17 protein-coding genes are annotated in these 17,921 nt (G+C 61.8%); 13 read left to right on the top strand and 4 right to left on the bottom strand.

All coding sequences use genetic code 11. The features are described from left to right. Positions 1–6: 6 nt before the first annotated feature. From ACST81_RS17505 to ACST81_RS17490, 4 genes are all read left to right on the top strand, one after another. Positions 7–213 (top strand): hypothetical protein, encoded by a 207-nt coding sequence (locus ACST81_RS17505; RefSeq protein ID WP_438749445.1) that lies wholly within the window; start codon positions 7–9, stop codon positions 211–213. Between the two features lie 125 nt (positions 214–338). Then, positions 339–590, top strand: coding sequence for a hypothetical protein (locus ACST81_RS17500; protein WP_438749443.1), 252 nt, complete (start codon positions 339–341; stop codon positions 588–590). Between the two features lie 178 nt (positions 591–768). Then, the gene (gene feuP / locus ACST81_RS17495) at positions 769–1,455 is read left to right on the top strand and encodes a two-component system response regulator FeuP (RefSeq protein WP_438749442.1); all 687 of its coding nucleotides are present in this window, start codon (positions 769–771) and stop codon (positions 1,453–1,455) included. 103 nt (positions 1,456–1,558) lie between these two features. Beyond that, complete coding sequence (locus tag ACST81_RS17490) at positions 1,559–2,947, top strand: ATP-binding protein (protein ID WP_438753647.1); 1,389 nt, start codon at positions 1,559–1,561, stop codon at positions 2,945–2,947. Between the two features lie 117 nt (positions 2,948–3,064). Here ACST81_RS17490 and ACST81_RS17485 read toward each other — a convergent pair whose 3' ends face one another. After that, a complete protein-coding gene (locus ACST81_RS17485; protein WP_438753798.1) occupies positions 3,065–3,277 on the bottom strand; it encodes a hypothetical protein in 213 nt (70 codons plus the stop codon). Here ACST81_RS17485 and ACST81_RS17480 point away from each other — a divergent pair. From ACST81_RS17480 to ACST81_RS17460, 5 genes are all read left to right on the top strand, one after another. Further along, positions 3,192–3,587, top strand: coding sequence for a hypothetical protein (locus ACST81_RS17480; protein WP_438753646.1), 396 nt, complete (start codon positions 3,192–3,194; stop codon positions 3,585–3,587). The genes ACST81_RS17485 and ACST81_RS17480 overlap by 86 nt on opposite strands. 107 nt (positions 3,588–3,694) lie before the next feature. Continuing rightward, positions 3,695–4,849 carry a c-type cytochrome biogenesis protein CcmI gene (gene ccmI / locus ACST81_RS17475; RefSeq protein ID WP_438749440.1) on the top strand — a complete coding sequence of 385 codons (1,155 nt, stop codon included), beginning with the start codon at positions 3,695–3,697 and terminating at the stop codon, positions 4,847–4,849. Further along, positions 4,846–5,298: a cytochrome c maturation protein CcmE gene (gene ccmE / locus ACST81_RS17470; RefSeq protein ID WP_438749439.1), complete on the top strand. Its 453-nt coding sequence runs from the start codon at positions 4,846–4,848 to the stop codon at positions 5,296–5,298. The genes ccmI and ccmE overlap by 4 nt, the downstream gene beginning before the upstream one ends. Next, positions 5,295–7,283: a heme lyase CcmF/NrfE family subunit gene (locus ACST81_RS17465; protein WP_438749438.1), complete on the top strand. Its 1,989-nt coding sequence runs from the start codon at positions 5,295–5,297 to the stop codon at positions 7,281–7,283. Before ccmE ends, ACST81_RS17465 begins: the two co-directional genes overlap by 4 nt. Continuing rightward, complete coding sequence (locus tag ACST81_RS17460) at positions 7,280–7,756, top strand: cytochrome c-type biogenesis protein (protein WP_438749437.1); 477 nt, start codon at positions 7,280–7,282, stop codon at positions 7,754–7,756. The genes ACST81_RS17465 and ACST81_RS17460 overlap by 4 nt, the downstream gene beginning before the upstream one ends. Here the strand turns inward: ACST81_RS17460 and vapC are convergent. Then, on the bottom strand, positions 7,753–8,142 hold the full coding sequence (vapC, locus tag ACST81_RS17455) for a type II toxin-antitoxin system VapC family toxin (RefSeq protein ID WP_438749436.1): 390 nt from the start codon (positions 8,140–8,142) through the stop codon (positions 7,753–7,755). The two genes, ACST81_RS17460 and vapC, sit on opposite strands and share 4 nt — an antisense overlap. A 12-nt stretch (positions 8,143–8,154) precedes the next feature. Beyond that, positions 8,155–8,355: a type II toxin-antitoxin system VapB family antitoxin gene (locus tag ACST81_RS17450; protein WP_438749434.1), complete on the bottom strand. Its 201-nt coding sequence runs from the start codon at positions 8,353–8,355 to the stop codon at positions 8,155–8,157. Between the two features lie 177 nt (positions 8,356–8,532). Here ACST81_RS17450 and ACST81_RS17445 point away from each other — a divergent pair, with 177 nt between their 5' ends. The 4 genes from ACST81_RS17445 (at position 8,533) to ACST81_RS17430 (ending at position 15,389) form a co-directional block, all read left to right on the top strand. Then, positions 8,533–10,104, top strand: a complete 1,572-nt coding sequence (locus tag ACST81_RS17445; protein ID WP_438749433.1) for a Do family serine endopeptidase — start codon at positions 8,533–8,535, stop codon at positions 10,102–10,104. 165 nt (positions 10,105–10,269) lie between these two features. After that, on the top strand, positions 10,270–10,986 hold the full coding sequence (locus tag ACST81_RS17440; protein ID WP_438749432.1) for a response regulator transcription factor: 717 nt from the start codon (positions 10,270–10,272) through the stop codon (positions 10,984–10,986). Further along, a complete protein-coding gene (locus tag ACST81_RS17435) occupies positions 10,983–12,392 on the top strand; it encodes a sensor histidine kinase (protein ID WP_438749431.1) in 1,410 nt (469 codons plus the stop codon). Before ACST81_RS17440 ends, ACST81_RS17435 begins: the two co-directional genes overlap by 4 nt. A 42-nt stretch (positions 12,393–12,434) precedes the next feature. Further along, positions 12,435–15,389, top strand: coding sequence for a bifunctional [glutamine synthetase] adenylyltransferase/[glutamine synthetase]-adenylyl-L-tyrosine phosphorylase (locus tag ACST81_RS17430; protein WP_438749430.1), 2,955 nt, complete (start codon positions 12,435–12,437; stop codon positions 15,387–15,389). Positions 15,390–15,402: 13 nt separating this feature from the next. Here ACST81_RS17430 and ACST81_RS17425 read toward each other — a convergent pair whose 3' ends face one another. Further along, positions 15,403–17,775, bottom strand: a complete 2,373-nt coding sequence (locus tag ACST81_RS17425; protein ID WP_438749428.1) for a PAS domain-containing sensor histidine kinase — start codon at positions 17,773–17,775, stop codon at positions 15,403–15,405. Between the last annotated feature and the right edge of the window lie 146 nt (positions 17,776–17,921).

Here is a 17,921-nt window from a genome sequence, read left to right as displayed (position 1 = left end):
CGTCAAATGAACGAATTGAAAAACTGGTACCTGTCGAAAACCGTATGGGGCGGCCTTGTCGCCATCCTTGCGTCTTGCGGCAATCTGTTCGGACTGGACATCGCGCCGGAAGATCAAAGCGGGGTTGTGGACGGGCTGACCACGCTTGTCGCCGCTGTTGGTGGTCTGGTTGCGATCTGGGGCCGGATTTCGGCGCGGACGCGATTGCGCTGAAGCGATCCATATGGATCAAAACAGGGCGCTATCCAGACATTCATTTGCCATTCAGACTGTATCGTTTATTGAATTTGCAGTGATGCTTCCCAAATCGCCCATGTTTTCGAGCCGAAAGTGCGTTCATGTCTTCACCTTTGATCATAGCAACGCTTGCAGCGGGTCTGACCGGATTCGCACCGCCGGCGATTGATGTGCCATCGATGGTTGTCACGGTGGACGGCGATTGTGGCCAGGCGGCGGCGGAAGTCGTGGCCAAAACCGGCGGCGAGCTTTTGTCGGCCCAGCCCACCGGCGATGGCCAATGCGTGGTCACCGTACTGATTCCCGGCAATGGCGGACGTCCCAAGAAAGTGACGATGCGCGTTCCCATGTGAGGGAACATCTCCTGCATCTGCCTCGCAATATTTTCGGACGGTTGAGAATGAGGTATGCAGTGAGTCTGATAGTACGCGCGGCCTGTCCGGATCGGTCGCGCAGCACATTTAAAGTGTTACAGCGACCTTTGCGCGTCATATTTGACGCGCGGCGCTGTAGAGGGAAGAAAGTCAGTTCATGCGCATTCTCGTGGTCGAAGACGACGTCAATCTCAATCGCCAGTTGACGGATACGCTGAAGGAGGCGGGATATGTCGTCGATCAGGCGTTCGACGGTGAGGAAGGCCACTATCTTGGCGACGGCGAACCCTATGATGCGGTGATCCTCGATATCGGCCTGCCCGAAATGGACGGCATCACTGTTCTGGAAAAATGGCGCGGCGCCGGCAAGACGATGCCGGTCCTCATTTTGACTGCCCGCGATCGCTGGAGCGACAAGGTGGCCGGCATCGACGCAGGCGCCGACGACTATGTGACCAAGCCGTTCCATGTCGAGGAAGTGCTGGCACGCATCCGCGCGCTGATCCGCCGGGCGGCGGGTCATGCGAGTTCCGAAATCGTCTGCGGGCCGGTGCGGCTCGATACCAAGGGTTCCAAGGCGCTGGTCAACGGCGTGGCGCTGAAGCTGACCTCGCACGAATTCCGGCTTCTCTCCTACCTGATGCACCATATGGGACAGGTGGTGTCACGCACCGAGCTGGTCGAGCATATGTACGACCAGGATTTCGACCGTGATTCCAATACGATCGAGGTTTTCGTCGGCCGGCTGCGCAAGAAGATCGGCAATGACCTGATCGAGACCGTCCGTGGGCTCGGCTACCGGATGCAGGCGCCGGGCCTCGTCAACAAGGACGCCAAGACCTGAGCGCGGCGGCGGACATGATCATCTCCGCAATACAGCCAATGTCGGCCGCCGGTCGCGGGCTTGTCGCTCTTCCGTTTCTCTCCTTTTCGCGGTGCCGCTGATGCTGCGGCCGCAATCCCTGACCGCACGCGTGCTTCTGGTCTCCACAATCTGGGCGGTGGCGGCGCTGGTGGTGATCGGCGTGGTGATCTCGGCTCTCTATCGTCAGGGGTCAGAGCGCGGCTTCCAGGACCTGTTGCGCGCGCAGCTTTACAACGTCATCAACTCGATCGTCGTCAACGACAAGCAGGTGCTGGCCGGAAGCCCGCAACTGGGCGATCTCAGGTTCTCGCAGCCGCAGACCGGCTGGTACTGGATCGTCGAGCCGATCGGCGAATTCGCGACGCCGCCGCTGATCTCGACATCGCTCGGTTCCGGCAAGCTGCCGATCGCCAGCGTCGATGAGGTTCCCTTCGATATTCGCTACGAGCGGTTTTATACGACCGTCGATTCCTTCAACAACGACGTAGAAGTGGCGGAGACGGAAGTCGTGCTCGACATCCAGGGGCACACCGCCCGGTTTCGGGTAGCGGGCAACCGCGATGTGCTGGAAGCCGATATCGACGATTTCAATCGCAATCTCTATCTGGCGCTGTCGATCTTCGGTTTCGGCGGGCTCGGCATGAACGCGCTGGCGATCCTGTTCGGCCTGCGGCCGCTTGACCAGGCGCGGCGCTCGCTCGAAAAAATCCGAGCGGGCGAGAGCGAACGGCTGGACGGCGAATTTCCCCGTGAAATCCAGCCCTTGGCGAGTGAGGTCAATGCGCTGATCGACAGCAATCGCCGCATCATCGAGCGGGCACGCATGCAGGTCGGCAATCTCGCCCATTCGCTGAAGACGCCGCTGGCGGTGCTGATCAACGAGGCGCGGGTGCTGGAGGCGCCACATGGCGATCTCGTCAAGGCGCAAGCCGACGCCATGCAGGTGCAGGTGCAATCCTATCTCAACCGCGCCCGGATCGCCGCGCAGCGCGAATCCGTTTTGGCGCGCACGGAGGTCGAGCCCGTGCTGGAACGGCTGGTGCGGGTGATGCGGCGGCTGCATCCGGAAAAGACCTTCCTGCTGACGGTCTCGCCGCCCGGCCTGATCCTGGCGATGGAGCAGCAGGACGTCGAGGAAACCGTCGGGAACCTTCTGGACAACGCGGCGCGCTACGCCAACGACCAGGTCCGCGTCACCGCGCAGATTGCACCGGAAGGTGTGCAGGGCAGGGATCCCGGGCGGCGAAACTGGATCATCGTCGAGGTGGACGATGACGGGCCAGGCCTGGAACCGGACCAGATCGCGGTTGCGGTCAAGCGCGGCAAACGTCTGGACGAAACCAAGCCGGGCACGGGGCTGGGGCTTTCGATCGTCAGCGAGATCGCCGGCGAATATCAGGGCACGCTTGCGCTGTCGCGCGGCGAGCGCGGGGGCCTGAGCGCGGTGCTGGTGCTGCCGGCTGTGTCATAAAAAGGCGGATTTCGGTTCGCCGTGACTTTTTTGACGGAATGACAGGCAAAATGTTCGAATGGCTCGGCTTTCTGCACTGCGATATTGCCTGCCCCGGCGGGGAATGTAAAAAGATAATCAACCATGGAATCGGTTGTAGAGCCGCCCATGATCTGCCGATGCAACGGAATCGCGAAAGCTGCCCCGCACGATGAAAAACCTGGCCTGTTTTCCGACCATCTTTTCAGCACCCCCGGCCGCGTGCCTGATCGCCTCCTCGCTGCTTCTGAGCGGCTGTGGCACGACCTCGGCGAACGGCGCCAAAGCCGGCACGCTGACGACATCCAACATGTCGGCATCCTACATCGCTGCCCTCGGCGGTGGTATCATCGGCCGCGAGACCGGTCTTTCGATCAGCAAGGGCGACCGCCAGCGAGCGCTCGAAGCCGAGTATCGCGCGCTCGAAGCCGCACGCGGCGGACAGCCAGTGGTCTGGCAAGGGTCCGGCATCAGCGGCTCGGTCGTGGCAGCGGCGCCCTATCAGGTCGGATCGCAGAATTGCCGGCAATACAGCCATACGGTGACCGTCAAGGGGCAGGATAGTGTGGCCCGCGGCGCCGCCTGCCGCAATGCGAATGGAACCTGGACGCCCCTGACCTGACGCACTCGCCCTAGTGAGTTGGGACCCTTGCGGCGAAACGCCTCAAATTTCCGTCATTTACGGTTTAATGGTTGGAATGGCGCCGTCCGCATAGTAATTGAGCGGACATGCTGTTCTGGATTCTCGTTGCCACCCTGACGGCGGCCGTCGCTGCCGTTCTGCTGCTTCCTCTGCTGCGCGCTGGCGCCCGCGTTGAAGCCCCCCAATCGCATGACGTCGAGGTCTATCGAGACCAGTTGAAAGAACTGGAGCGCGATCAGGCCGGCGGACTGATTTCCGGCGAAGACGCGGAGCTTGCGCGCGCCGAAATTGCCCGCCGCCTGCTGGCCGCATCCGACGCCGTCAAGGCTGCGGGAACAGTGTCGGCACCGCGCCGGGGCAACCGGCTGGCGCAGCTTGCCATCGTCCTCGTCCTGCCTGCCGTCGGTCTCTGTCTTTACTTGCGGACCGGACATCCGGACGTGCCGGATGCGCCGCTCGCCTCCCGTCTTGCCAATCCCGGCAATGACATGAATATCCTGATCGCACGAGCCGAGCGCCAGTTGGTGGTCAATCCGGAGGACGGCGCCGGCTGGGATGTTCTGGCGCCGATCTATTATCGCAGCGGCCGGATCGAGGACGCCACTAACGCGTTCCGCAATGCGCTACGCATTCTCGGACCGACGCCGGTGCGGCTCGGCGGCTACGCCGAAAGCCTGATCGCACTGTCGGGCGGGCTGGTGACGAGCGAGGCGCAGGAAGCGTTGGAGAAGTCGCTGGCCATCCAGCCGGATGATCCACGCGCGCAATTCTATCTGGCACTGGCACTGAAGCAGGAAGGCAAGTCGGCCGATGCCCTGACCGCCTTCCAAAAGATCGTCGCATCGTCGCCGGCGGATGCGCCCTGGCTACCGCTGGTCAACGATCACATCACAAGCCTTCAAGGTGGTGGCCAGCCGGTGCAGAGTGCCGAGGCCGGCGCCAAACTCGGGAACCCGACAGCGGACGATATCGCGGCGACGCAGGACATGAGTGCCGGCGACCGGACCGCGATGATCGAAGGTATGGTCGGCAGTCTTGCGGAAAAACTGAAGGCTGACCCGAACAATTTCGAAGGATGGATGCGGATCATCCGCTCCTATGCCGTGCTCGGCCACAAGGACAAGGCGGCGGATGCCCTGAAGCAGGGGCTGACCGCCTTTCCGGCCGACGGCAGCGAGGGTAAACAACTGCTGGCATTGGCCAGCGAACTTGGCTTGAAGACCGACGGAGGCGCGCAATGACCCGCAAGCAGAAGCGCCTGACGATCATCGGCGGCGGCGTCAGTTTCATCGCCGCCGCCGTGCTCTTGGTCATGTTCGCCTTCAGCCAGTCGGTCGCCTATTTCTATGTTCCCGGCGATCTCGCCAAGGCGAACCTGTCGCCGGGCACACGCATCCGGCTGGGCGGGCTGGTCGAGACCGGCTCGGTGAAGCGCGGCGAGGGAGCGACGATCACCTTCAGTGTCACCGATACATTGGGCAACGTGCCGGTCAGCTATACCGGCATTCTCCCGGATCTTTTCCGTGAGGGGCAGGGTGTCGTCGCGGAAGGCAGCTTCAAGGACGGCAACCAGCTTTTCGTTGCCGACACCGTCCTTGCCAAGCATGATGAGACATATATGCCGAAGGATGTCGCGGACCGGCTGGAGGCCCAGGGCGTCTCGCTCGGTGGCAAGGAGAATATCCGATGATCATCGAGCTTGGTCATTACGCGCTGGTGCTGGCGCTGGCGACATCGCTCATCCAGGCGGTGCTGCCGATTATCGGCGCGCTGCGCAACGATGGTCCGCTGATGGAGATCGGCACGGTCGCGGCCAAGGCGACCTTCCTGCTGGTGGCGCTGTCATTCTGCGTCTTGACCTATGCCCATGTCACGTCGGACTTCTCCGTCCAGAACGTCTGGGAGAACTCGCATTCGCAAATCCCGCTGATCTACAAGTTCTCCGGCGTCTGGGGCAATCACGAAGGCTCGATGCTGCTGTGGATGCTGATCCTGGCGTTCTTCTCCGCGCTGGTCGCCGTTTTCGGTAACAACCTGCCCGATACGCTGAAGGCCAATGTGCTGGCGGTTCAGGCGATGATCTGCACAGCCTTCACGCTGTTCATCCTGCTGACCTCTAATCCCTTCAACAGGCTGCTCGAGGCGCCGGGCGAGGGCCGTGACCTGAACCCGGTGCTGCAGGATGTCGGCCTCGCCATCCATCCGCCGCTGCTTTATCTCGGCTATGTCGGCTTCTCCGTCTGCTTCTCCTTTGCCGTCGCGGCGCTGATCGAGGGCCGCATCGATGCGGCCTGGGCGCGCTGGGTCCGGCCGTGGACACTGGCCGCATGGATTTGCCTGACCGCCGGCATCGCCATGGGCTCCTACTGGGCCTATTACGAACTCGGCTGGGGCGGCTGGTGGTTCTGGGATCCGGTGGAAAACGCCTCCTTCATTCCCTGGCTTGCCGGTACGGCGCTGCTTCATTCGGCACTGGTGATGGAAAAGCGCGAGGCGCTGAAAATCTGGACGGTGCTCCTGGCGCTGATGACCTTTTCGATGTCGCTGCTGGGGACGTTTCTCGTCCGCTCCGGCGTTCTCACTTCCGTTCACGCCTTTGCCACCGATCCGACGCGCGGCGTCTTCATCCTGTTCATTCTCATCCTGTTCATCGGCGGTTCGCTGTCGCTGTTTGCCTTCCGTGCCTCGCGGCTGAAGGCCGGGGGACTGTTCGCGCCGATTTCGCGCGAGGGCGCGCTGGTCTTCAACAACCTGATCCTGACCACAGCAGCCGCCACGGTTTTGACCGGGACGCTCTACCCGCTGGTGCTGGAAGCCCTGACCGGCGACAAGATTTCCGTCGGGCCGCCCTTCTTCAACATGACGTTCGGCCTGCTGATGCTGCCGCTCTTGCTGGCGGTTCCCTTCGGGCCGCTGCTGGCCTGGAAACGCGGCGATCTCCTGGGCGCCGGACAACGTCTGTTCGCGGCGGTTGCTGTCGGCTTGGTGGCCGGCGCCGCCATCTACTATGCGCAGAACGGCGGGCCGATCATGGCCCTGTTCGGCCTTGCCCTCGGGGTCTACCTGATCGTCGGTTCTCTGACGGAGCTCTATCTCCGTTCCGGCCTCGGCAAGGTTGCCGGCTCGGTCGCCGTGCGACGGCTGATCGGCCTGCCACGGTCCGTGTTCGGCGCGGCGCTGGCGCATGTCGGGCTTGGCGTGACGTTGATCGGCATTGTTGCGGTCACGGCTTTCGCGACCGAACATATAGCCGAAATGAAGCCGGGCATGACGACGGAAGCGGGTGGTTACACGCTGCGCTTCGACGGTTTGCGCAATGGCAACGGCCCGAACTACAGCGAGGAAAGCGGGCATTTCAGCATCAGCCGCGCAGGTACGCCGCTGGGAGACGTCTGGTCTTCGAAGCGATTCTATACGGCGCGGCAGATGCCGACCACGGAGGCTGGCATCCGCACATTCGGCGTCAGCCAGCTCTACGTGTCGCTGGGCGACGACATGGCCGATGGCGGTATCGTGGTGCGGGTCTGGTGGAAGCCGTTGATCCTATGCATCTGGGGCGGCGCGCTGTTCATGATGGCCGGCGGTGCGGTGTCCCTCAGCGACCGGCGCCTGCGCGTCGGCGCTCCGTCACGGGCGAAAAAGCAGAAGAAGCAGGTTCTGGAGCCGGCGCAATGATCCGTCGCCTAGTCTTCGTCCTGTTCCTGATGCTCTCGGCCTGGCCGGCCTTTGCCGTCAATCCGGACGAGGTGCTGGCCGATCCGGCGCTGGAGGCGCGCGCACGAGCACTGTCGGCGCAGTTGCGCTGCATGGTCTGCCAGAACCAGTCGATCGACGATTCCAACGCGGAACTCGCCAAGGATTTGCGACTTTTGGTGCGCGAGCGGATCGCCAATGGTGACAGCGATGCTGCGGTTATCGACTATGTCGTATCGCGTTACGGCGAATTCGTGTTGCTCAAGCCCCGCTTCGAGACGAAGACGCTGATCCTCTGGGGGGCGCCGGTCATTCTGCTGCTGGCCGGAGTTGCCGCGATGCTGACTGCTGTTCGGCGACGGCCCACAGGGTTCACGGGGACGCCTCTGACGGAAGAGGAAAAGGTGAGGCTGGCGGCAACCCTCTCCGAAACGGAGCAGGACTCCAGCCGCTAAAGGGTCTGTAGACCAAGAATTCTCGTCAGGGGTTCGAAGTCGCGATCATCGTGCAGAAGGCGATGTCCGTTCTGTATGCAGAATGTTCCGATTATCATGTCGATCGTCTTGCGCGGGGTGTGCCCGGCCTCTCTCAAAAGCCTGTAGTTTCGTGCCGTTTGAACGGCGATCGCGTCGTCGAGCATTGGCTCGATCGAGAACTGGCGGAGATTTCGTTCTATCTGTAGCGCATGTCGTTCGTTGCGGGCTCCCTGCAACACTTCCAGCAGAACGAGATCGCCGACGAGTATCTCGTTCATGTCCTCAATCACTTTGAGTTTGCGCACAGGGATTGTGTCGAGGCCCCGCAGATTGGCGATCCAGACTGAACTGTCGACAACGATCATTGCGACAGCCGATCAGGCCGATCGATCAAGGCGCGTCGCTTCGAGGTCCCCATCCCAGCCTAATCCGCTCATTTCATCGATAGCCTTGCGTTGCAGGTCGTTGCGCACAAGAAGTCTGAGCGCATGTTCGACCGTCGCCTTCTTCGTCGGTAGGCCGGTGGCCGCCATGGCTCGAGACAACAGGTCGTCATCAAGATCAATGTTGGTGCGCATATGGTACTTCCGTGTGTATGGAGTTGAAATTTTATACACATTACCCCGTTTGGCAACTCAGCCAACATTACCAAAAGTTCACGTCTCGGACACGCGCTAGTAAGGTGCGTTCGACTAAACCTTTCTCATCGGCTGTTCCTCCAGTCAGCCAGACTTTCAAGAGAAAAGGCAAATCGGATGTTCAAGAACCACTCACTGCGTCCTTCCCTGAAGACTGTTTTGAAAACCTCGACCGTCGCGGGTCTCGCGGCTGTCATGTTGTCGACCGGCATTCCTGCCGCCATTACCCATTCCTTTGCCGCCGCCGTCAAGATCGAGGCGCCGCAGGTTCCGAGTTTCGCCAACGTGGTCGATGCCGTTTCGCCGGCCGTCGTTTCCGTCCGGGTCCAGTCGCGGGCCAACCCGGTTTCCGATGACGCCAGCAACGGCTTCAGCTTCGATTTCGGCGGTCGTGGCTTTGACGACCTTCCCGACGATCACCCACTGAAGCGCTTCTTCAAGGAATTTGGCGGCCCGAACGGAGGCCAAGACAATGACAAGCGTGCCGATCGTGGCCATGGCCCGCGTGACGGCAAGCCCGGTCGTCTGCGCCCGACCTCGCAAGGCTCCGGCTTCTTCATCTCCGAAGACGGCTATCTCGTTACCAACAACCACGTCGTATCCGACGGCTCGGCCTTTACCGTCATTCTGAACGATGGCACCGAACTCGACGCCAAACTGATCGGCAAGGATAGCCGTACCGATCTCGCGGTCCTCAAGGTCGATGACAAGCGCAAGTTTGCCTATGTGGGCTTTGCCGACGACGGCAAGGTCCGAGTCGGCGACTGGGTGGTGGCTGTCGGCAATCCGTTCGGTCTCGGTGGCACGGTGACTGCCGGCATTATTTCGGCCCGTGGCCGCGATATCGGTTCCGGCCCGTATGACGACTACCTGCAGGTCGATGCGGCCGTGAACCGCGGCAATTCCGGTGGCCCGACCTTCAACCTCAACGGCGAAGTCGTGGGTATTAATACGGCGATCTTCTCGCCTTCCGGCGGCAATGTCGGTATCGCCTTTGCCATTCCGGCATCCGTTGCCAAGGACGTCGTCAACGACCTGATGAAGGACGGCGAAGTCTCCCGCGGCTGGCTCGGCGTGCAAATCCAGCCCGTCGACAAGGACGTGGCTGAATCGCTCGGTCTTGCTGAAGCGGGCGGCGCTCTTGTCGTCGAGCCGCAGGCCGGTTCTCCGGGTGAAAAGGCCGGTATCAAGAAGGGCGACGTGATCACCGCCGTCGACGGCGACACGATCAAGGGACCGCGTGAACTGGCCCGCAAGATCGGCGCGATGCGCCCGGGCACCAGCGTCGACGTCACGCTGTGGCGCGACGGCAAGGCTGAAAGCGTCAAGCTGGAAGTCGGCACGCTGCCGGCCGACAAGGAAGCTTCCGCCGGTGCCGAACAGCAACCGCAGCAGGATGAGCAGCCTTCGAGCGAGAAGGCTCTGGCCGACCTCGGTGTCACCGTCCTGCCGGCTGATGACGGCAATGGCGTGACAATCTCTTCGGTCGATCCGGACTCGGATGCGAGTGATCGCGGGCTGAAGGAAGGCCAGAAGATTGTTTCGGTCAACAACCAGGAGGTCAAGTCGGCCGACGACATCCTCAAGGTGATCGAAGCCGCCAAGAAGGACGGCCGCACCAAGGCGCTGTTCCAGATCGAGGTGGACAATGCCAGCCGCTTCGTGGCCCTGCCGATCAACCAGGGTTGATGCGGCTCCACTGAACAACCGGGCGCCGCGAGCTCTCCCAAGAGTTTCGCGGCGCCCGACGTTCCAGGAGCATGGCTTTTCAGGAGCAAGTCTTGCCGCGCAGCCGGGCGGAAGGACACGATTTCCCAAGGTCAAACCGGTTGTGGAAGAGACAGGTCCGGGATTATGGTCACGCGCATGAAGATTCTGATTATCGAAGATGACCTGGAGGCGGCTGCCTATCTGGCCAAGGCCTTTCGCGAGGCCGGCATTGTTTCCGATCATGCCAGCGACGGCGAAAGCGGCCTTTTCATGGCCAGCGAAAATACTTATGACGTGCTCGTCATCGACCGCATGCTGCCGCGCCGCGACGGGCTCTCGGTGATCAGCGAATTGCGCCGCAAGGCTATTCACACCCCGGTGCTGATCCTGTCCGCGCTTGGACAGGTCGATGACCGTGTGACGGGGCTGCGCGCCGGCGGCGACGATTATCTTCCCAAACCCTATGCCTTCAACGAACTTCTTGCCCGCGTCGAGGTGCTTGGCCGCCGCAAGGGCGCGCCCGAGCAGGACATGGTCTACCGTGTCGGCGATCTCGAACTGGACCGGCTGTCGCACACCGTTCGGCGGCAGGGCCGCGAACTGCTGCTGCAGCCGCGCGAGTTCCGACTTCTGGAATACCTGATGAAGAATGCGGGGCAGGTGGTGACTCGCACCATGCTGCTCGAAAACGTCTGGGATTATCATTTCGATCCGCAGACCAACGTCATCGACGTGCATGTGTCGCGGCTGCGCTCGAAGATCGAGAAGGACTTCGATCTGCCGCTGCTGCGCACGGTGCGCGGCTCGGGCTACATGATCAAGGACGAAATGGCCAAGGGTGACGGACGCCCCGATCCATGAGCCGACTGCGCGTTCTCCTTCGCACCACCGCCCTTCGTCTTTCAGCGCTCTATCTGGTGCTCTTCGCGCTATGCGCGGCCTTTCTCGTCTTCTATGTGACCGCGATGTCCGAGCGGTTGCTGGAGCAGCAGACGCGCGACGCGGTGACGGCCGAAGTGTCGCAGATCGAGAGCATCTACAGCCGTGGCGGTGTCAACGGCCTCCTGCGTGCGTTGGAGCGGCGGGCGCGTCAGCCCGGCGCCAATCTCTATGTCATCGCCGGTCCGACGGGCGAAATCCTGGCCGGTAATGTCGCTTCCCTGCAGCCAGGTCTGCTTGACCGGGAGGGCTGGACGGGCGAGGCCTTCCGCTATCAGCGCTATACCGACGAAAGCCGCAAGGAAAGCCATGTGGCGCTGGCGCATGTATTGGTGCTCGACAACGGGTTGCGCATTCTGGTTGGCCGAGATCTGCAGGAGCCTGAGAAATTCCGTGTGCTGGTGCGCCAGGCGCTGGTGGTGGCGCTCGGCGTCATGGTCATCGGCGCGCTGATCATCTGGTTTGCCATCGGCCGCAACGCCTTGAAGCGGATCGACCGCATGTCGGATGCGAGCACAAGGATCATGGCGGGCGATCTCTCGCAGCGCTTGCCGATGAGCGGATCCGGCGACGAATTCGACCGGCTGTCGGAATCGCTCAACGCCATGCTCGGCCGGATCGAAAAGCTGAACGAGGGATTACGACAGGTGTCCGACAATATCGCCCATGACCTCAAGACACCCCTGACGCGGCTGCGTAACAAGGCGGAGGCGGCGCTGGCGCACAAGGCGACCAATTCGGGTTATCGTGCCTCGCTCGAGGAAATTATCGGCGAATCCGACCAGTTGATCCGCACTTTCAATGCGCTGCTGATGATTTCGCGGGTGGAGGCGGGGGCCGCTGCTGCCGAGATGAGCGATGTCGACCTGTCGCGTAGCGTCGCCGATTGCGTCGAACTCTATGAACCGGTGGCCGATGATCAGGCACTGAAGCTGGAGGCCGATGTCCCACCCGGCATTCATGTCTCGGGCAATCGCGAATTGATCGGCCAAGCGCTCGGCAATCTCATCGACAATGCCATCAAATATTCCGAGGGCGGAGCCGATCCATTGATCCGGGTGAGCCTTGCCCGGCGCGACGACATGATCGTCCTGTCCGTTGCCGATCATGGGCCCGGCATTCCTGAGGACAAACGCGATGATGTGGTCGAGCGTTTCGTGCGCCTGGATGAGAGCCGTAGCAAGCCGGGCACCGGTCTTGGGCTTTCGCTGGTCGAGGCGGTGATGGAGATGCATCAAGGCGCGCTCGAACTCAGCGACACTGTGGCGGAATCTGAAAACAATCGTGGTTTGACCGCCAGCATGGTTTTCCGAACGCCATCGGCCTGATACCCATGAAACGTCGAAATCGGGAACATGGGAGAGGTCACGATGCAGACGGACGGACGGTGCCTTGCCGAGATCAGTGATTTTTCCATTCGGCCGATGAGCCAGACGGACGCCAAGTCCGTTCAGTCCAGCCTGAAGGACATGACGAAGTCCCACCCGGAAATCGGCGAGCTTCTGGCATCAAATGCACCGCTCAAGGACTTTCTGACGACTGCCTTCTCGCTCTCTCCCTATCTGCGAGACACGGCGAGCGCCCATCCGGCGGTCCTTGTAAACGCCTTGGCTGGTCCGCTTCTCCCCTATCTTGAAGCCTGCATCGCGACGGCACGTTCGGCCTGGAAGGGGGCGGAGCCCGGCAAGCCGCTGTCCGATGCCGAGATCATGGCGCGGCTGCGGCAGGCGAAACGCGACATCGCCTTTGCCGTGGCGCTTGCCGACCTTTCCCGGCTTTTTGACGCGCGCGAGACGACCCGCTGGCTGAGCGACTTCGCCGGTGCCGCTGTTTCGGCCGTCATCGATCATCTGCTTCTGGGCGCGCATGATGCCGGCAAGCTCTTCGTCGCGGATGTCGAGCATCCCAGCGAAAAGTCGGGTGTCGTCGTCCTCGGCATGGGAAAGCTCGGCGCGTTCGAGCTGAACTACTCCTCCGATATCGACCTTGTCGTGTTCTACGAGCCGCAGGCGGCGTTGATCACGGATCGCGAAGAAGCGCCGGAAGTTTTCGCGCGGTTGTTGCGCCGGCTGATCCGTATCCTGCAGGAACGCAGCGGCGACGGTTATGTGTTCCGCACCGACCTGCGCCTGCGTCCGGACCCTGGCGCGACGCCGCTCGCCATCTCCGTCGAAGCGGCGATGCTCTATTATGAGAGCCGAGGACAGAACTGGGAGCGCGCGGCCTTCATCAAGGCGCGTCCGGTCGCCGGTGACCTGAAGGCTGGGGAAGCCTTCCTGCGCGAGCTGACACCGTTCATGTTCCGCAAATATCTGGATTACGCGGCGATCGCCGATATCCACTCCATCAAGCGGCAGATACATGCCCACAAGGGTCATGGCGAGATCGCGGTGAAGGGGCACAATGTCAAGCTCGGGCGCGGCGGCATCCGGGAAATCGAGTTCTTCGTCCAGACGCAGCAACTGATCGCCGGCGGACGGATGCCGGAGCTCCGGCTGCGTGCGACCGAGCCGATGCTCAACGGGCTTGCCAAGGCCAACTGGATCGATGCGACGACGGCGGATGAACTGGTCACCGCCTACTGGTTCCTGCGCGATGTCGAGCACCGGATCCAGATGGTGCGCGACGAGCAGACGCATGTGCTGCCGACGACGGATGCCGAGCTGAAGCGCATCGCCTACATGATGGATTTTGCAGACGTACCGGCCTTTTCCGCAGCCTTGTCGAAAACGCTGAAAACGGTGGAACGGCGTTACGCCCAGCTCTTCGAGCAGGAGGCGAAACTGTCGACCGAGACCGGCAACCTCGTCTTCACTGGCCAGAAGGACGACCCGGACACGCTCGAAACCTTGAAGAATCTTGGCTATGAGCGGCCGCAGGACATTTCCCGGACGATCCGCACCTGGCATTACGGTCGCTATCGTGCGACACAATCGGTGGAAGCGCGCGAACGGCTGACGGAACTGACGCCAGAGCTTCTGCGGGTGTTCGGCCAGAACAAGCGGGCGGACGAGGCGCTGTTGCGCTTCGATCACTTCATCGCGGGGCTTCCGGCCGGCATCCAGCTTTTCTCGCTGCTCGGCAACAATCCGGGCCTTTTGTCACTGATCGTCAACATCATGTCGGCAGCGCCGCGACTGGCCGATGTCATTGCCAGCAAGCCGCATGTCTTCGACGGTATGCTCGACCCGAGGCTTCTCGTCGAGTTGCCGACGCGGGACTACCTGGCCAACCGGATCACGGGATTTCTGACCGGTGCCCGGCATTATGAGGATATCCTCGATCGCCTGCGGATCACCGCATCCGAGCAACGCTTCCTGATCGGCATCCGGCTGTTGACCGGGGTCATTGCCGGTACGCAAGCTGGACATGCCTTCACCGACCTGGCCGGCCTGATCATCACCGCCGCGCTCGATGCCGTATTGCGGGAAATCGAAGCCGCGCATGGGACGTTTCCCGGTGGGCGCGTGGCGGTCGTGGGCATGGGCAAACTCGGTAGCCACGAACTGACGGCCGGCTCCGATGTCGATATCATCCTGCTGTATGACTATGACGAAGCGGCGTCGGAATCGAATGGGCCGAAACCGCTGGATTCCATGCGTTACTTCACCCGCATAACCCAGCGGCTGATCGCTGCCCTTTCGGCACCGACGGCGGAAGGCGTGTTGTACGAGGTCGACATGCGCCTGCGCCCCTCCGGCAACAAGGGCCCGGTCGCGACGCGCATCAACGCTTTCGAGAAGTACCAGCGGGAAGAGGCCTGGACCTGGGAGCATATGGCGCTGACCCGCGCCCGCGTGCTCTGCGGCGACCAGAGCCTGATCAAGCAGGCAAACGCGATTGTCGGCGATATTCTTGGACAGCGTCGAGACATCAAGAAAGTCACCGCCGATGTCGCCGAGATGCGCGATCTGATCGACAAGGAAAAGCCGCCGGCGGATGTCTGGGATTTCAAGCTCATTCCCGGCGGCCTCGTCGATATCGAGTTCATCGCCCAGTACCTGATCCTGATCGCGCCGGCGAAGGCCTCTGCGGTGCCGGCAAGCGGGACATCGACCGCCGATGTCTTGCGCGCGCTCGGCCCTGACCTGTTGACGACGAACGATCTCGACACGGTGCTGGAGGCGCTGGCGCTGTTTACGGATCTGTCGCAGATGGTGCGGCTTTGCATCGAAGGCGATCTGGAACTCAAGGACGCGCCGGCCGGCCTGATCGACCTCTTGTGCCGGGCCGGCGACGCGCCGGATATCAAGGTGCTGGAGGCGGATATTCGCCGCCTTTCCAAGGCCGTCCGCCGGATATTCCAGACGGTCGTGAAATCCTGAATTCGGGTTCGCTTCAGGCGTAGACTGGAATTGCGGCCTTGTTTTCCACTCCCGGGCGAGGGGATGCATCGGGGATGCGCAACGTGATGATCGTGCCGACATTTTCCGTCGAGTGGATCCTCATCGTGCCGCCATGCAGAAGCGTTAGGGAACGGGAGATGGCGAGCCCGAGGCCTGAACCGCCCTTGCTTTTGGCATACTGACTCTGCACCTGTTCGAACGGCTGGCCGATCTTCTGCAGCGCACTGCGCGGGATGCCGATGCCGGTATCGGCGATCGTCAGCGTCACGGCGCCGGAGACCTTGCGGGCGCGCAGCGAGATATTGCCGCCTTCATTGGTGAATTTCACCGCATTCGACAGGAGATTGAGCAGGACCTGCTTCATCGCACGCCGATCAGCGGTGATGGTCAGGCCGGAGGAAATCTGCTGATCGACACAGATGTTCTTCTGTTGCGCCGGAATGGTGGTGAAGCGTAGCGTTTCCTCGATCAACGGCGCCAGATCGATCGTTTCGCGATTGATCTTCATCTGGCCCGCCTCGATCTTCGACATGTCGAGAATGTCGTTGATGACGTTCAGCAGATGTTTGCCGCTGTCATGGATGTCGTGGGAATATTCGTCGTATTTCTCCGAGCCGAGCGGGCCGAACATCTGATTTTGTAGGATTTCGGAAAAGCCGAGAATGGCGTTCAATGGCGTGCGCAACTCGTGCGACATGTTGGCGAGAAATTCCGACTTGGCGCGGTTGGCGGCTTCCGCCCGTTCCTTTTCCGCCTGGTAATTGGCGTTGGCGACCGACAGTTCGGCCTTCTGGCGTTCCAGAGTGATGCGCGATGTCGATAGGTCGCCGATGGTGGCCATCAGGCGGCGTTCGGATTCGCGCAGGCGCACCTGATGGCGCTTCAAAAGCGTGATGTCGGTACCAACAGACACCATGCCGCCGTCGCGGGTGCGCCGGTCGTTGATCTGCAGCCAGCGCTGGTCGGAGAGCTGGACTTCCGATGTCTGCGAATGGTTGGAGCGATCGGGATCGGCGATCCGGCGTTCGATGATCGGCCGGGCCGCGGCGGCCGTCACCACCGAACGCTCGGTGCCGGGCACGAGGACGCGGTCGGGTAGTTTGTAGGCCTGCTGGTAGTGGGCGTTGCACATCACGAGACGGTCGTTCTTGTCCCACAGCACGAAGGCTTCCGAGGTACATTCGATGGCATCTGCCAGACGCTGGTCGGCTTCGGCATAGCGTTGTGCAAGCCGGTGTTGTTCGGTGACGTCCATGGCGATGCCGATCAGGTGCACGCGGCCGGATGTCGTGCGGATTACCTGGGCGCGAGCACGCAGCCAGACGTAGTGGCCATCGGCATGGCGCATGCGAAAAATCTGGTCGATCTGGCGGGCGTCACCCTTGGCAATGGTGCGCGCCACCTTGTAGATGCTGCCGTCATCCGGATGCATCAGGCGAGCGGCATCGCCAAACGACAGGACATTGCTCTTCGGCGGCATGCCGAGCATTTCATACATGGAGCGTGACCAGAACAGCCGGCGGTTCGGCATGTCGAAATCCCACAGGCCGCAGCGGCCGCGTGACAGCGCCGTCTCCACCCGCAGGTTGGATTCGGCGAAGATCTGGTCGGCATCGCGCGCGCGTTTGGCCTGGATGTAATAGGCGTAGAGAATAACCAGCAGGATGGCCGAAATGCCGGCAAAAAGCGTGACGTTGAGCGAGACCTCGTCGCGCCACAGTTTGTCGATCCGGGCCAGCGGTGTCGCGACCATCAGGGTGCCGGCGCCGTCCGGTACCTGCATCAGGGCAACGATATGCTCGCCGCCGCCGATGAACGTTTTCATCACGGTCGACTGTTCGCCGAAATACTGAAAGGCGGCCACTTCGGGTGCCACGTTGGGAAGCGTGTGGCCGGTATAGGGCGAGCCGGACGGCGAGCTTGCAAAAATCCGTCCGTCATTGCGAACCGTCAGAATGAAGGCGCCGGGCTCGAGCAGGTCGGGCGGAAGGGCTCGGTTGAGGCGCTGCTCGACATCCCATTTCTGCGCCTTGTCGAAAAGTTCGACGCCCTTGTCCTGCAGGGCGGCGCTGGCGGTTGCGGCGGCAAGCATCGTCGCCTGGCGCGAGCTTGCTTCCATGCGGGCATATTCGACCATGATGCCGCTCATCCGCGAGATCGCGACGACGAGAAGAAAGGCCGTGATCAGGATCGGGATCGAGCGTTTCAGGAGCGGCTCGGCACGGGCCAGGCGCAAAGCCGCCGGCTCGGTGAAAATCCGTGCGTGCTGGATCACGTCCTTTTCCAGGCTCGAAAAGCCGGGAAATCTTGGACGCAGCCGCTCGCCGGCTGCGCGTCCCCGCTGCGCTTCCGCCATCTTGGTCAAATCTGTAAACCCTCGTCTGATTCGATGCGCCGCTCGCTCGAACCTGCCCCAATGAATCAATTGTGATTCGGGTTGTCCAGAGAAAAACGTAAAACTTTGTTAACCAATTCTCGTCATTGGAAAATCGTATCGGGGACTGCATGACG

It is taken from the genome of Pararhizobium sp. O133, assembly GCF_051669845.1.
GTDB lineage: Bacteria > Pseudomonadota > Alphaproteobacteria > Rhizobiales > Rhizobiaceae > Pararhizobium.
Note: the sequence above shows the minus strand (reverse complement) of the source record. Positions and strands in the feature narration are given on the sequence as shown.